Source organism: Actinoplanes sp. ATCC 53533 (assembly GCF_003947245.1).
In genome coordinates, this window is sequence record NZ_QHHV01000124.1 from 22,257 (window position 1) to 36,162 (window position 13,906).

General features: G+C 72.6%; 14 protein-coding genes. 12 read left to right on the forward strand and 2 right to left on the reverse strand.

The annotated features are described in order from the left end of the window. The first annotated feature begins 139 nt into the window (after positions 1-139). The 4 genes from DMB66_RS35300 (at position 140) to secA2 (ending at position 6,367) form a co-directional block, all read left to right on the forward strand. Positions 140-1,123: a Gfo/Idh/MocA family protein gene (locus tag DMB66_RS35300; protein ID WP_125808464.1), complete on the forward strand. Its 984-nt coding sequence runs from the start codon at positions 140-142 to the stop codon at positions 1,121-1,123. Continuing rightward, positions 1,116-2,201: a zinc-binding alcohol dehydrogenase gene (locus tag DMB66_RS35305; protein ID WP_125808465.1), complete on the forward strand. Its 1,086-nt coding sequence runs from the start codon at positions 1,116-1,118 to the stop codon at positions 2,199-2,201. Before DMB66_RS35300 ends, DMB66_RS35305 begins: the two co-directional genes overlap by 8 nt. 54 nt (positions 2,202-2,255) lie before the next feature. Further along, on the forward strand, positions 2,256-3,989 hold the full coding sequence (locus DMB66_RS35310; RefSeq protein ID WP_125808466.1) for an ABC transporter ATP-binding protein: 1,734 nt from the start codon (positions 2,256-2,258) through the stop codon (positions 3,987-3,989). 89 nt (positions 3,990-4,078) lie between these two features. After that, complete coding sequence (gene secA2 / locus DMB66_RS35315) at positions 4,079-6,367, forward strand: accessory Sec system translocase SecA2 (protein WP_125808467.1); 2,289 nt, start codon at positions 4,079-4,081, stop codon at positions 6,365-6,367. Between the two features lie 192 nt (positions 6,368-6,559). Here secA2 and DMB66_RS35320 read toward each other — a convergent pair whose 3' ends face one another. Then, positions 6,560-7,468 carry a DUF3500 domain-containing protein gene (locus DMB66_RS35320; protein WP_125808479.1) on the reverse strand — a complete coding sequence of 303 codons (909 nt, stop codon included), beginning with the start codon at positions 7,466-7,468 and terminating at the stop codon, positions 6,560-6,562. 159 nt (positions 7,469-7,627) lie between these two features. Here DMB66_RS35320 and DMB66_RS35325 point away from each other — a divergent pair, with 159 nt between their 5' ends. From DMB66_RS35325 to DMB66_RS35345, 5 genes are all read left to right on the forward strand, one after another. After that, on the forward strand, positions 7,628-8,005 hold the full coding sequence (locus tag DMB66_RS35325; protein WP_125808468.1) for a signal peptidase I: 378 nt from the start codon (positions 7,628-7,630) through the stop codon (positions 8,003-8,005). Positions 8,006-8,410: 405 nt separating this feature from the next. Continuing rightward, positions 8,411-8,890, forward strand: a complete 480-nt coding sequence (locus DMB66_RS35330) for a winged helix-turn-helix domain-containing protein (RefSeq protein ID WP_233625063.1) — start codon at positions 8,411-8,413, stop codon at positions 8,888-8,890. A 110-nt stretch (positions 8,891-9,000) separates the two neighbouring features. Then, entirely contained in the window at positions 9,001-9,630 is a 630-nt protein-coding gene (locus DMB66_RS35335) for a uridine kinase (RefSeq protein WP_125808470.1), read from the forward strand. Between the two features lie 219 nt (positions 9,631-9,849). Then, positions 9,850-10,272 (forward strand): TraR/DksA C4-type zinc finger protein, encoded by a 423-nt coding sequence (locus DMB66_RS35340; RefSeq protein ID WP_125808471.1) that lies wholly within the window; start codon positions 9,850-9,852, stop codon positions 10,270-10,272. 71 nt (positions 10,273-10,343) lie between these two features. After that, complete coding sequence (locus DMB66_RS35345; RefSeq protein WP_125808472.1) at positions 10,344-11,222, forward strand: DUF72 domain-containing protein; 879 nt, start codon at positions 10,344-10,346, stop codon at positions 11,220-11,222. A 43-nt stretch (positions 11,223-11,265) separates the two neighbouring features. Here the strand turns inward: DMB66_RS35345 and DMB66_RS35350 are convergent, their stop codons facing one another. Further along, entirely contained in the window at positions 11,266-11,844 is a 579-nt protein-coding gene (locus DMB66_RS35350) for a TetR/AcrR family transcriptional regulator (RefSeq protein ID WP_125808473.1), read from the reverse strand. Between the two features lie 85 nt (positions 11,845-11,929). On the opposite strand from DMB66_RS35350, the gene DMB66_RS35355 reads away from it, so the two are divergent. From DMB66_RS35355 to DMB66_RS35360, 3 genes are all read left to right on the forward strand, one after another. Further along, a complete protein-coding gene (locus DMB66_RS35355) occupies positions 11,930-12,811 on the forward strand; it encodes an SDR family oxidoreductase (RefSeq protein WP_125808474.1) in 882 nt (293 codons plus the stop codon). Positions 12,812-12,934: 123 nt separating this feature from the next. Then, a complete protein-coding gene (locus tag DMB66_RS61585; RefSeq protein ID WP_158647478.1) occupies positions 12,935-13,093 on the forward strand; it encodes a hypothetical protein in 159 nt (52 codons plus the stop codon). Between the two features lie 47 nt (positions 13,094-13,140). Continuing rightward, positions 13,141-13,906: WD40 repeat domain-containing protein (locus DMB66_RS35360; protein WP_199752811.1), on the forward strand; the 766-nt coding region annotated here is incomplete at its 3' end.

Consider the following 13,906-nt stretch of genomic DNA (forward strand, 5'->3'; position numbering starts at 1 on the left):
TCCCCGCTCGACGGCTGTCAATCTGGACGCCAGGTAACAGCTGGATGTCGGGGGCCGCGGCGGGGCCGACGTTTCGGGCGGGCCGGGCCGGAGAAGTCGAGGACCGCAGGACGGGGTTCCGATGATCGGGGAGGGCACAATGGCCGGGACAAGAGTGGGCATGATCGGCGCCGGCGGTGTCGCGCGACGGCACGCCAGGGTGCTGACCGGGCTGCCGGGCGTACAGGTGGTGGGCGTGACGGACGTGGTCCCGGCCGCGGCACGAGGTCTCGCCGACGAGTACGGGGCGAAGGTTCATCCCGACGTCGACGCTCTGCTGGGCGAGGGCCTGGACGCGGCCTACGTATGTGTGCCGCCGTTCGCCCACGGCGAGGCCGAGCGGGCGGTACTGGCGGCAGGCCTGCCGTTATTCGTGGAAAAGCCCATATCTATCAACTGGGACACCGCCTCTGAAATCGCGATTCTTGCCGCGAAGAGCGAGGTCCGGACGGCGGTCGGTCACCACTGGCGGTACCTGGGCATCGTCGAGCAGGCCCGGGCGCTGCTGCGCGACCGTCCGATCCGGCTGGTGAGCGGGGCATGGCTGGACAAGGTGCCGCCGGTGGCCTGGTGGCCGCTCCGGGACCGCTCCGGCGGCCCCGTCGTCGAGCAGGCGGCACACGTGCTGGACCTGGCGCGGCACCTGGCCGGCGAGATCACCGAGGTGACGGCCGCCGGCAACGGCACCCCGCCACCCGTCGAGGGCGCCGATGTGGACGGTGCGACCGCCGCCACCCTGCGCTTCGCGAGCGGCGCGGTGGGCACCCTCGCCGCGACCTGCGTGCTGGGCTGGAAGGAACGCGCGGGCCTGGAGATCTACGCCGACGGGCTGGCCCTGGCGCTGACCGAGACCGGGCTGACCGTCCGCGACGCCGACGGGCAGCGCACGGTGGACGGCGATCCGGAGAGTGCGCGGGTCGCCGTCGACCGGGCCTTCATCGACGCGGTCCGGGGCGACGGCGACGACATCCGGGTGCCGTACGCCGAGGCGCTGCGTACCCATGCCGTCGCCCTGGCCGTCGCCGAGGCCGCGGCGACCGGCCGGGCGGTCGCCCCCCGCGCCGCGGTGGTCCCGCATGCCTGACCGCACCGTCATCGTGGCCGCTCCCGGCCGGCTGGAGATCGCCGAGCAGGAGGCGGCCCCGCCGGCCGCCGGCGAGTTCCGGGTCGCGACACTGTTCAGCGGCGTCTCGGCCGGCACCGAGCTCAGCTACGTCAAGGGCACCAACCCGGCCCTGCACCACGGCTTCGACCCGGTGCTCGGCCTGTTCGGCGGCCCCGTCCCGCGGCCCTTCCCGGTCACCCGGCTCGGCTACATGGAGGTCGCCCGGGTGGAGCGGAGCCGCACCCCGGCGGTCGCCGAGGGCACGGTCGTGGCGATGACCTACGGGCACCGCACCGGCTACACCGGCGACCCGCTGCGCGACCGGGTGGTGCCGCTGCCCGCCGGCCTCGACCCGTTGCTCGGCGTCTACGTCGCGCACATGGGCCCGATCTGCGCCAACGGCCTGCTGCACGCCGCCGCGGAGCTGCACGGCCCGGCCGTTCGCGGGCTCGGCGACGGCGTGGCGGGCCGGCGCGTCGCGGTGACCGGCGCCGGCGTGGTCGGCCTGCTCACCGCCCTGTTCGCTCGCGCGCACGGCGCCGCCTCCGTGGTCGTGCTCGACCCGACGCCGCAGCGCCGCGCGGTGGCCGCCGCGCTCGGCCTGGAGACCCTGGACCCCGGCGACGGGGACCCCGCGGTGACCCTCAAGACCGCCTGGCGGCACACCGCCGACGACCGCGGCGCCGACGTGGTCTTCCAGTGCCGCGGCCAGGCCTCGGCGCTGCAGCTCGCGCTGCGGCTGCTGCGACCGCAGGGCACGGTCGTCGACCTGGCCTTCTATCAGGGCGGCGCCCAGGAGGTGCGGCTCGGCGAGGAGTTCCACCACAACGGGCTGGGGCTGCGCTGCGCCCAGATCGGCCGGGTGCCGCGGGGCCTCGCGCCGGACTGGGACCGCGAACGGCTCTCCGCCGCCACGATCGACCTGCTGCGCGCCGACGGCGAGGCGATCCGCGAGCACCTCGTCTCGGCCGTGGTGCCGTTCGACGAGGCGCCGAAGCTCCTCGACGACCTGGCCGCCCGCCGCCGGCACGAGCTGCAGGCGGTGCTGGCCTGCTGAGAGGGTGCTGAGGGACACAATCCGGCCGGGGTCGATCACGGATACTCTCGGCGCATGGCCGCGCGGAGGGTGGGACTGCCCGCGCTACTGCCATATCTGCGCGAGCACCGCGGCACGCTGGCCGTGGTGGGCGTGCTCTCCCTGATCACCGCGGTCACCGCGCTCGTGCAGCCGGTGCTGGTCCGCGCGGTCCTGGACGGCATCGGCGCGAGCCGGCCGGTCGGCGGCGCGGTGGCCCTGCTGGTCGCCCTGCTGCTGACCGGCGCGGCCCTCGACGGGTTCCGCGACTTCCTGCTGCAGCGCACCGCCGAGGGGCTGGTGCTCACCACCCGGCGCCGGCTGGCCCGGCACCTGCTCCGGCTGCCGATCGCCGAATACGACGCCCGCCGCACCGGCGACCTGCTGTCCCGGGTCGGCGCCGACACCACGCTGCTGCGCGCGGTGGTCACGTCCGGGCTGTTCGAGGTCGTGACGGGCGCGGTGATGGTGGTCGGCGCGACGATCGCCATGGCCGTGCTCGACCCGCTGCTGCTCGGCGTCGCGCTGTGCGGGCTCGCAGTGGGCCTGACCGTCGCGATCAGCGTCTCCCGCCGGGTGCGGGGCCTGTCCGAGCTGGCGCAGGCCCGGCTCGGCGAGATGACCTCGGCGGTCGAGCGAGCCATCTCGGCGGCCCGCACCATCCGGGCCAGCGGCGCCGAGGACCGCGAGGCCGAGACGGTCAACCGCAGCGCCGTGCAGGCCTACGACGCGGGCATGCGGGTGGCCCGGCTGCGCGCGCTCATCGGGCCGGCGTCGACCGCGGCGACCCAGGGCGCCTTCCTGCTGGTGCTCGGCGTCGGCGGCGCGCGGGTGGCCTCCGGCGCGATCAGCGTCGGTGACCTGGTGGCGTTCGTGCTGTTCCTGTTCTTCCTGGTGATGCCGCTCGGGCAGGCGCTGAACGCCTACACCCAGCTGCAGACCGGGCTCGGCGCGCTGCAGCGCATCGAGGAGATCCTCGACCTGCCCGCCGAGACCACGGGGGACGACCCGGTGCGGGCCGCTCCCGCCGGCGACGGGGAGCCGGCGGTCGTGCTGGAGAACGTCAGCTTCGGCTATCCCGGCGGGGCGCCGGTGCTGCACGAGGTCTCCTTCACCGTCCCGGCCGGCAGCCGGATCGCGCTGGTCGGGCCGTCCGGCGCGGGCAAGTCCACCGTGCTCGCGCTGATCGAGCGCTTCTACGAGACCACCTCGGGCACCATCCGGGTCGGCGGCACCGACGTCCGGCAGATGCCCCGCGACGCCCTGCGCCGCCGGCTCGGCTACGTCGAGCAGGAGGCCCCGGTGCTGGCCGGCACGCTGCGCGACAACCTGCTGCTGACCGCGCCCGGCGCCGGCGAGCAGCGCCTGCTCGCCGCCCTGGCGCAGGTCAATCTCGGTGCGCTGGCGACCCGCACCCCGCAGGGCCTGGACGTGCAGGTCGGCGAGGGCGGGGTGCTGCTCTCCGGCGGCGAGCGGCAGCGCCTGGCGATCGCCCGCACGCTGCTGGCCGACGCGCCGATCCTGCTGCTGGACGAGCCGACGAGCAATCTCGACGCCCGCAACGAGGCGGCCCTGCGCGACGCGATCGCGGCGGCCGCCGTCCAGCGGACGCTGATCATCGTCGCCCACCGGCTGAGCACGGTGGTCGACAGCGACCAGATCATCGTGCTGGAGGAGGGCCGGGTCGTCGCCGTCGGCCCGCACGAAGAGCTGCTGGAGACCAGCCCGCTCTACCGGGAGCTCGCGGCGCATCAATTGCTGGTCTCCTGAGCGGTCGGCTGTCCGCTCTGCTGAGCTGTGGGCGAAACAGGCGGGAGTCGGCACCATGTCTCAAGCCAAGTGAAGTACCGTAACCGCCCATGGGTGTGTCGCAGCGGTTGAAGAACCGGTTCCGCAAGTTCCTGCAGCGTCCGGGCACCACGGTCGATCTGGCGCCGCTGGAGCGCCGGCTGCCGGCCATCGAGGCCCGCGAGGAGGCGCTGCGTGAGCTCGACGACGCGGCGCTGACCGAGGCCGCCGGCGCGGCGTCGGACTACACGGAGATCTGTGCGGTCGGCCGGGAGGCCGCCTGGCGCGCCCTCGAGCAGCGGCCGTACGACGTGCAGCTCGTCGGCTCGATGGCGCTGCTCTCCGGCAAGGTCGCCGAGATGGCCACCGGTGAGGGCAAGACGCTGACCGCGACCGTCGCCGCGTACGGCCACGTGCGCCTGGGCAACGGCCCGGTGCACGTGCTCACCGTCAACGACTATCTGGCCCGCCGCGACGCCACCTGGATGGAGCCGGTCTACAAGCTGCTCGGCCTCACCGTCGGCTGGGTCACCGAGGCCTCCACCCGCGAGGAGCGCCGCGAGGCCTACGCCGCCGACGTCACCTACGTCTCGGTCAGCGAGGCCGGCTTCGACTACCTGCGCGACCAGCTCGTCACCGACATCGACGACCGGGTGCAGCGCAAGCTGGCCACCGCCGTCGTCGACGAGGCCGACTCGATCCTGATCGACGAGGCCCGGGTGCCGATGGTGCTGGCCGGCAGCATCGCCACCGAGAGCGACCCGGTGCACGACGCCGCCGAGCTGGTCCGCGACCTGCGCGCGGGCAAGGACTACGAGGTCGCCGAGGACGGCCGCAGCGTCGCGTTCAGCAACGCCGGCCTGGAGGCCCTCGAGAAGAAGATGGGCATCGACCTGTACGCGGACGACCAGGTCGCGCAGCTCTCCGCGGTCAACGTGGCGCTGCACGCCCGCGCCCTGCTGCGCCGCGACGTCGACTACATCGTGCGCGACGGCAGCGTCGAGCTGATCGACGAGATGCGCGGCCGGGTGGCCCAGCGCCGCCGCTGGCCCGACGGCCTGCAAGCGGCCGTGGAGGCCAAGGAGGGCCTGCGCGCCACCGCCGAGGGCGAGGTCCTCGACACCATCACCGTGCAGGCCTACATCGCGCTGTATGCGACGGTCTGCGGCATGACCGCCACCGCGGTGCACGTCGGCGAGCAGCTCCGCGAGTATTTCAAGCTCGAGGTCGCGGTCATCCCGTCGAACACGCCCAACATCCGCGAGGACGAGCCCGACCGGATCTACTCCGCGCACGACATGCGCGACGAGGCCCTGGTCGAAGAGATCAAGATCGCCCACGACAAAGGCCGGCCGGTGCTCATCGGCACCCTCGACGTGAAGGCGTCCGAGCTGCTGGCCAAGCAGCTCGCCGCCGCCGGCGTGCCGAGCAACGTGCTGAACGCGAAGAACGACGACGAGGAAGCGGCGATCATCGCCGAGGCCGGCGCCCTGGCCGCGGTCACCGTCTCCACCCAGATGGCCGGCCGCGGCGTCGACATCCGCCTCGGCGGCAGCGACGGCAAGGACGCGGAGAAGGTCGCCGAGCTGGGCGGCCTCTACGTCATCGGCAGCGGCCGGCACGACAGCCGCCGCGTCGACGACCAGCTGCGCGGCCGCGCCGGCCGGCAGGGCGACCCGGGCGGCTCGGTCTTCTTCGTCAGCCTGGAGGACAACCTGATCACCCGGCACGCCGGCGACATCCTGCCGTCGTCGCCGCGGATGGACATGGACGGCGTCGTGCACGACGAGCAGGTGGAATACGCCGTCGAGCACGCCCAGCGGGTGGCCGAGGGCGTCAACCACGAGATCCACCGCAACACCTGGCGATACAGCGTGGTGATCGAGGAGCAGCGGCTGGCCCTGGCCGAGCGCCGGGAGCGGCTGCTCACCTCCGAGGTCGCCGCGATCATGCTGCTCGAACGCACGCCGGAGAAGGCCAAGGAGACCGACGAGGACGTGCTCTCCGACGCGGCCCGCTCGATCGCGCTGTACCACCTGGACCGGCTCTGGGCCGAGCACCTGGCCGAGCTCTCCGAGGTCCGCGAGGGCGTGCACCTGCGGGCGCTGGGCAAGCTCGACCCGCTCGACGAGTTCCACCGCTCGGCCGTGCCGGCATTCCAAAAGGTCTTCACGGAGATCGAGGCGCGCACGATCGCGACGTTCGAGGAGCTCGACCTCACCGACGGCTACAACCCGGACAACGCGGAGATCGTACGCCCGAGCGCCACCTGGACATACCTGGTGCACGACAACCCGTTCGGCTCGGAGCTGGACCGCCTCATCGCGGCAGTCGGCCGCCGCCTCACCTCGGGCGGCTGAGCGCGGCTGAGTCCGGCGCGGTCGGTCGCCTCATCTTGGGCGGCCGGCCCGGTCGGGTTGCCGCCTCATCTTGGGCGGCTGGGTCCGGCCCGGTCGGGTTGCCGCCTTACCTCGGGCGGCTGAGTCCGATCCGGTCCGGTCGGGTGCGGTGGCCGAGTCGGCCGTCAGGGATGGCGGCTCAGCCCGGTCCCGTCAGGAGTGCGGTGTGCCCGCGTGGTGGGCGGCGAGGATGTCGCCGCCGAAATCGCCGCGCGGGCGGCGCAGCACGCTGTGCGCGTGGTTGCCGTCGTCGGTGGTGTTGTCAAACTCGATGAGCAGGTCGTCGGCCTGGATCCGGTAGTAGTGCCGGGTGCCCGGGCCGGGCGGCCCCTCCCAGGCGAAGTGCACGTCGCCGCCGGCCGGGTCGAGGGCCGCGGCCAGCTCGTCCGGCAGCCGGCCCAGATGCAGCGCGACGAGCTGATCGAGCAGGGCCCGTTCGCCCGGTCGCAGGTCGGCGCGGGCGATCCCGGCGGGGGCCAGGCGGGTGCTGACCGGCCCGGTCGCCGAGCGGATATCGTACGGGGCCTGATCGGCCACGACCGCGCGGCTGCGGGCCGCCGCGGGCAGGGACCGCAGCAGCTCGGTGCCGAGGTCTTCCTCGATCGCCAGCGGCCGCAGCACCGTGCGCCCGGCGGTGTCCACCCGGGCCGGGTTCGCGCCCAGGAAGACCGGCGCGGGGGAGACCCGGTCCCCGGCCAGGGTCATGCTGACCGACAGGTGGTGGCCCTCGAAGCGCCAGCCCCACTCGTCGTCGCCGGGCGCGCCGAAGACGATCACCCGGTAGTCCTCGCTGTGCCGGCCGCGGGCCCAGCCCTCCCGGCGGTCGAGGATCTCCTCCAGCGCCAGCACGGTCATGGCCTGCGCGTATGCGGGCGGGCTCAGCGCGGTGGCGAGCAGCCGGTGCGCGGCCTTGCGGGCGGTGATCCCCAGCTCGGTGAGGCTCAGCCCGGGCCGGGGGCGCGGCCTGTACTCGATCCAGCGGCGCGCCGCGTCGTCATCGAAGGCGGCGCCGGCCCGCGCCCCCTCGGCGGTCGAGAGCAGGGCGGTAGCCGCCGCACGCATGTCACCAGCGAGCGTCACAGCCACTCTCCGCCCGGCAGCGCGTCCATCGCCGGCCGGCCATCCGGTGTGGGAACCCGATGGTTTCGCCCATCCCATTCCTCGGCCATGCGGGCCAGCCTACGGTGCTAATGTCTGGCGCACATTATCCGGGGGTGAGCGGTGACCGACGGGGTCTACGTGGGCCGGGCCGGGCCGGACGGCGCGGCCAACCAGGGCTGGCTGCTCGGCCATTTCATGCCCAAGGGTGAGCTGTTGCACAGCGCCGACGTCGAGGTGAAGTGGGGCGTGCACGCGCCGGGCGAGCGGCGCGCCGCTTGGGCCACCGACGAGGTCCGCACGGCCCTGCTGGTGCTGATCCGCGGGTCGTTCGACATCGAGCTGCGCGACCGCACGGTGCTGCTGCGCGAGCCCGGCGACTATGTCGTCTGGGGTCCCGGCGAGGACCACTCCTGGCAGGCCGGGCAGGTGGAGACCGTGGTGCTGACGGTCCGCTGGCCCTCGCTGCCGGGCTGGCGCCTGCCGCCGGGCGCGCCGTGATCGGCCGGCGGCCGTCATTATTTGTCGCCGAAGACAAACGGTTGCCCGCCGTTAACCGCCGGCGCAGGTAATCGCATTCCCGCAGGTGGGAAAACACGATGCATCGAACGGTTTTGGAACGAGTTTCCCACAGTGTGGTTGCCGTCTTGACCCGGCAACCGCGTGGCCGGAAATATCGACCGCGGTTTAAGCGCGCATTAATTCGACACCCGTCATCGGGCGATGCCGGCCACTGCCGGCCACGCCGGCGATTTAGGCAAGACCGTTTCCATTCTTTTCGACGCAGGAGGATTCATGGCGGTCACCGCCCTGTCGGCACGCACGGGACGACATGCGAAGGGTTCGGGCCGGCTGGCCACGATCCGCCGCGTCGCCCCGGCGCCTGTGCCTCCCGCCGCGCTGACCATCACGCTCAACATCCCGCTAACCGGCGACGCGCTGCCGCCGCAGGCGCACCGGCTCATCGAGGCCGTCCGCGAGCTGGTCGAGGCCGGCCAGGGCTCGGTGGCCGTCGAGTCGCCGCAGGCCGAGCGTCCCGCCGACCCGGCTCCGCCGGCGCCGCGGGTGGAGCCGGACGGCATCATGGAGGTGCGGCTGCTGACCGCGTCGCGCCAGGTGGTCGTCGACGGTGAGCTGCTGCCGCTGACCCGGCTCGAGTTCGACCTGCTGCTGTTCCTGGCCGACCACCCGCGCCGGGTCTTCAGCCGCACCCAGTTGCTCAACGCGGTCTGGGGCTACGAGCACACCGGCGAGCGCACGGTCGACGTGCACGTGCGCCGCCTGCGGGTCAAGATGGGCACCCAACTGCCGTTGATCACCACCGTCTACGGGGTGGGCTACCGGCTGGCCGACGAGGCCCGAGTCGTGGTCCTGCCCCACGACTAGCGGGATCCGGGCGCGGTCCGGCCGCACGACCCTGGCGGGATCCGGGCGCGGTCCTGCCCCACGACTGGTGGGATCCGGGCGTGGTCCGGCCGCGTGACTAGAGTGGCCGGGTGCGGGTGCGTCCGGTGTCGGTCGAGGTCCTGGTCGAGGAGTTGGCCGACCGGCTGGCCGCCACCGGCGCCGGCGGGCGGCTGCGGGTCGCGATCGACGGCGCCGCCGCCGCGCGTCCCGAGGCCCTGGCGGACGCCCTCGTCGACCCGCTCCGGGTGCGGGGCCGCCCGGCCGTGCGCGTCGCCGCCGCGGACTTCCTGCGGCCCGCCTCGGTGCGCCTGGAGTTCGGCCGGACCAACCCGGACTCGTTCTACCTCGGCTGGCTGGACGAGGCCGGGCTGCGCCGCGAGGTCCTCGACCCGGCGGGCCCGGGCGGCAGCGGGCGCATCGTGACCCGGCTGTGGGACGCCCGCACCGACCGCGCGACCCGGGAACCGTACCGTGAGCTGCCCGCGGAGGCTGTGGTGATCGTCAGCGGCCCCCTGCTGCTCGGCGCCGGGCTGCCCTTCGACGTCACCGTCCATCTGCATCTCTCGGCGGCCGCGCTGGACCGGCGCACCGAGGCCGGGCAGCGCTGGACGCTGCCCGCGTTCGCCCGCTACGGCGAGGAGGTCGACCCGGCCGCCTTCGCCGACCTGGTGGTGCGGCTGGATGATCCACGGCGGCCCGCCGTGGTCCTCGGGCCATGAGTGAATCCTTCGTCACACCGCCGCTGAGCTGCGCCGCAAAAGCCGGATCCCGCAGTCCGTGGCGGTAACGTGCACTGACAGTTATGCTGCGGTTACTTTTTTGCGAGGGTCCCGTTTGGGATCTTCGCCGGTGGGTATCTGCGGGCTCCACGGTGTGACGCCAGGGCCGGCGCGGGGGACGTCCACCGGCAGGGGCAGAGGGAAGGGCAGGGGGAGCACATGCTCGTCAACAGCGCGGTCATCACGGGTAAAGGTGCCGACACCGCCAAGGGTCGCTCCAACGGAGAGGTCGAGCAGATCCGAGGGCTGCTGCGGACCCGGTTCGACGATCTGACAGCCGAGTACGAAGAGGCGGTCGCCGAGAACCAGAAGCTGCGTCTCGTCGAGATCGGCGATGCCGCCGGCGACGACCAGGCGGACAGCGGATCCAAGACCGCGGAACGCGACGCGGCGTCGTCGCTCATCCGCACTCTGCTCGACCGGCGGACGCAGGCGGAGCACGCCATGCAGCGCCTGGAGGACGGCACGTACGGCAACTGCGAGGGGTGTGGCAAGCCGATCCCGGTGGAGCGGCTCGCCGTCTTCCCGTCGGCGACCTCGTGCGTGGCCTGCAAGTCCAACCGCGAGCGGCGCGCGGGCTGAGTCCACGCCGCATCCGGTCCGCCGTTCCCAGCCGGGCGGCGGACCGGCCCTATCCGGGCTAGCTTGGCGTCATGGGCCAGATCCAGGTCGGCACCGCGTCGTGGACCGACAAGACGCTGCTCGCCTCGGGGTGGTATCCGCCGACCGCGGACAATCCCGAGAAGCGGCTGGCGCACTACGCGAAGAAGTTTCCGGTGGTCGAGGTCGACGCGACCTATTACGGCCCGCCCGCGGAGCAGACCACCAAGCTGTGGGCGCAGCGCACCCCGGAGGGCTTCACGTTCAACATCAAGGCCTTCAGCATGCTGACCGGCCACCCCACGAAGGTGTCCGCGATCTACAAGGACCTGCGGCCGGAGACGGAGAAGAAGAACGTCTACCCCGCCGACCTGCCGCCCCAGGCGTACGAGGAGATCTGGAGCCGTTTCCTGAGCGCCCTGGACCCCCTGGTCGAGGCGGGCAAGCTCGGTGCGCTGCTGTTCCAGTTCCCGCCGTGGTGGGGCATCCGCCGCGACAACAAGGACTACCTCCGCGAGGTGGCGGCGCGCTGCCGGCCGCTGCGGCCGGTCTTCGAATTCCGCAACGCCTCCTGGTTCGACGGCGACAACGCCGAGGAGACGGTTGAGTTTCTGCGCCGGCACGAGCTGCCGCTGGTCTGCGTCGACATGCCGCAGGGGCACAGATCCTCGGTGCCGCCGCTGCTGGAGGCGACCGCGGACCTGGCCGTGGTGCGCTTCCACGGCCACAGCGACAAGTGGACCAGCAAAGACATCCACGAGAAGTTCGGCTATGAGTATTCGAGGGCGGAGCTGCGGGAATGGGCGCCGAAGCTGCGCGCACTGGCCGACCAGGCCGCGACGACCCAGGTTTTCATGAACAATTGCTATCTGGACTACGCCCAGCAGAACGCGAGCCAGCTGATAGACCTTCTGACCAGCGACAATGTCTGATGCCCGGCATGCCTGCCCGCCAGTACAGCGCTCCTGGTCCCGATCAGCCCAGTGATGCGCTCGCGGAGCGCAGCTCGTCGAGGGCCTTCAGGAGGTAGGCGGCGAACTCGTCCGTGGGGGCGCGGTCGCCGTCGGACCATTCGGCGTACCCCCGTTTGAAGGCGAGGACGCCCAGCTCGCTGGCGAGGGCGGCGGTCGGATCGGGCACGCCGCGGGCGACCAGGGCAGTGGTCATGGCAGCCGCGAGGCTGACGCTCTTGAGGGCGTCGCGCTCCTGGAGTTCGGCGCTGGCGGCGACAGCCGCCTTCAGGCGCGGGGCGATCTCCCGGCTCATCGGGCCCATCGCGGTCGAGGCGCGTACGAGGCCGGCGGCGACTGCCTCGAGCGGGCTGGCGTCGGCGGGCGCCTCGGCGATGCCTTCGGTCAGCAGCAGGCTCAGTGTCTCCTGCCCGGCGACCAGCAGCTCGCGCTTGTCGGGGAAGTGGCGGAAGAAGGTGCTCTTGGTGACCCCGGCGCGCTCGGCGATCTGCGCGACCGTCGTGGCGTCGTACCCCTGCTCGGTGAACAGGTCGACGGCGGCCACGACAAGGCGTTCGCGTGCTCCTGGTTCCCATCGCCCCATAGAGCCATCATATGTGATGGGACTAGTGTCCCATCACTCTGGTACGGTGATGGGACAAGTGTCCCATCAATCGCGGGAGGGTTTCATGCACGTCTTCATCACCGGCGGCACCGGTCTGATCGGGTCCGCCGTCGTCGCCGAACTCCTCGGCAACGGCCACACCGTCCTCGCACTCGCCCGCTCCGACGCCTCCGCACAGGCCGCCTCGGCGGCAGGCGCCGAGCCGGTCCGGGGAGGGCTGGCCGATCTGGACGTCCTGCGCGCTGGCGTCGGGCAGGCCGACGGCGTGATCCACTTGGCCTTCGCAAACGACTTCAGCAGCCCCGAAGCCCTGGCGAACGCCGTCGCCGAGGAAAGCGCCGCCCTCGCCGCCCTCGGCGAGGCACTGGTCGGCAGCGACCGTCCCTTCGTCGCCTGCTCGGGTACACCCGCCGTGCCGGGCCGCGCCTCCACCGAGGCCGACCAGACTCCGACCGAGGGGCCGGTTGGTGGTCGCGGTCGTGCGGTCATGGGAGTCCTGAGCCTGGCTTCGCGCGGGGTCCGGAGCTCGGCCGTCCGCCTGCCACGGACCGTCCACAATGAGGGCTCAGGTGGGTTCGCCGGTGTGTTGACCGGGATCGCGCGTCAGAGCGGAGTGTCCGGCTACCCGGGCGACGGCACGCAGCGCTGGCCGGCCGTGCATGCTCTCGACGCCGCAGTCCTCTTCCGGCTCGCCCTGGAGCGGGCGCGAGCCGGCACCGTCTGGCACGCCGTGGGCGATGAGGGCGACCAGGTGCGTGATATCGCCGCGGTCATCGGCCGGCGACTGGGCCTACCCGTCGAGTCCGTGCCGGTGGAGACCTACGGCCCCCTCGGCGTCATCTTCGCGGCCGACCAGCCCTCGTCCAGCACTCACACCCGGCAGGCGCTCGGCTGGGAGCCGAAGCACCCGAGTCTGCTGGAGGACCTGGAGAACGTCCAGCCCTGACCAGCAGCTCGGAGCATGAGGCGGGCCCGCAGCCGGCGGCGTCGTTTCGTGCCTACTCGTTCAATGAGTACTGCTCCGATGAGTCCTGTTACGACCGTGCGCTGGCGCCTATCGTGTCGAAAGGTGCCGCTCGTCGCGGGTGAGGTCGGGCCTGGTGGCCCGGGACACCCTCGGCTGGCTCGACGACCACGGGGCGTCGTGGACGGCGTGGAGCTGGGCACCCCGTGGGGCGACTGCTGGTCGCTGGTGAAGGACCGGGGCGGCGAGCCGACCTCCGTGTGAGGTGAGGAGTTGCGGCGCCGGGTGGCTCTCCGTGCAAAGGGAGGATCATGAAGGCGGCGAAGATCCTCCTGGCGTCGGCGATCGTCCTGCTGCTCCTTTCGGGTGATCTCCGTCTTCCTGGCGTGCCCGCGTACGACGCGTTGATCCAGGCGGCGAAGGACGCCGACGAGCCCGACACCGCGCTGCTGCTCGCGGCCGAGGGGTATCGGTTCGCCCCGGATATCGAGGCCGAACGAATACTTTTCGAACAGACGAAGGACGTCCGGCTGGTCGGCTACCTGCGCGAGCCGAAGGCGATCAGTTCCCTGGCCCTGACCGACGACGGAAGCCGCCTGGTCGTCGGCTCCGGCGACGGTGAGCTGGTCGTCGTCGACCTCGCCGACGGAAATCGCCGTCGGCTCCGCGCATCCGTGGTCGATCACGGCCTTGCCCTGTGGCGGGACTCCCTGCTCGCCTCGGCGGACAAGAGCGGGCAGGTCGTCGTCTGGGACCTGGCCGAAGCCCGGGAGAGATACCGGCTGAGCATGCCCGGCGTGACGGCCGTCGCCCTGTCGGCCGACGGCACCCGGCTGGCGGCCGCCGCCGGGGATGGTCAGCTGCTGGTCGCCGGGGCGTCGAGCGGTGAGCCGATCCTCCGGAAGGACCTTCGGATCGGGGCCCTCGGGTCCGTCGAGTTCTCCCCGAGCGGCGGCCTCCTGGCCGTCGGCGGCCGGGCCGGCACGACCGTCCTCCTGGACACCGCCCGGTGGAACGCGGCGGGAAGGCTCCCGAACGAGCCGCCGGCCCCGGTCGACAGCCTCGCCTTCGCCACCG

Coding starts and splice junctions, on each gene's coding strand:
- DMB66_RS35300 (WP_125808464.1), top strand. CDS start 140: ATGGCCGGGACAAGAGTGGGCATGATCGGCGCCGGCGGTGTCGCGCGA.
- DMB66_RS35305 (WP_125808465.1), top strand. CDS start 1,116: ATGCCTGACCGCACCGTCATCGTGGCCGCTCCCGGCCGGCTGGAGATC.
- DMB66_RS35310 (WP_125808466.1), top strand. CDS start 2,256: ATGGCCGCGCGGAGGGTGGGACTGCCCGCGCTACTGCCATATCTGCGC.
- secA2 (WP_125808467.1), top strand. CDS start 4,079: ATGGGTGTGTCGCAGCGGTTGAAGAACCGGTTCCGCAAGTTCCTGCAG.
- DMB66_RS35320 (WP_125808479.1), bottom strand. CDS start 7,468: ATGCGTGCGGCGGCTACCGCCCTGCTCTCGACCGCCGAGGGGGCGCGG.
- DMB66_RS35340 (WP_125808471.1), top strand. CDS start 9,850: ATGCTCGTCAACAGCGCGGTCATCACGGGTAAAGGTGCCGACACCGCC.
- DMB66_RS35345 (WP_125808472.1), top strand. CDS start 10,344: ATGGGCCAGATCCAGGTCGGCACCGCGTCGTGGACCGACAAGACGCTG.
- DMB66_RS35350 (WP_125808473.1), bottom strand. CDS start 11,844: ATGGGGCGATGGGAACCAGGAGCACGCGAACGCCTTGTCGTGGCCGCC.
- DMB66_RS35355 (WP_125808474.1), top strand. CDS start 11,930: ATGCACGTCTTCATCACCGGCGGCACCGGTCTGATCGGGTCCGCCGTC.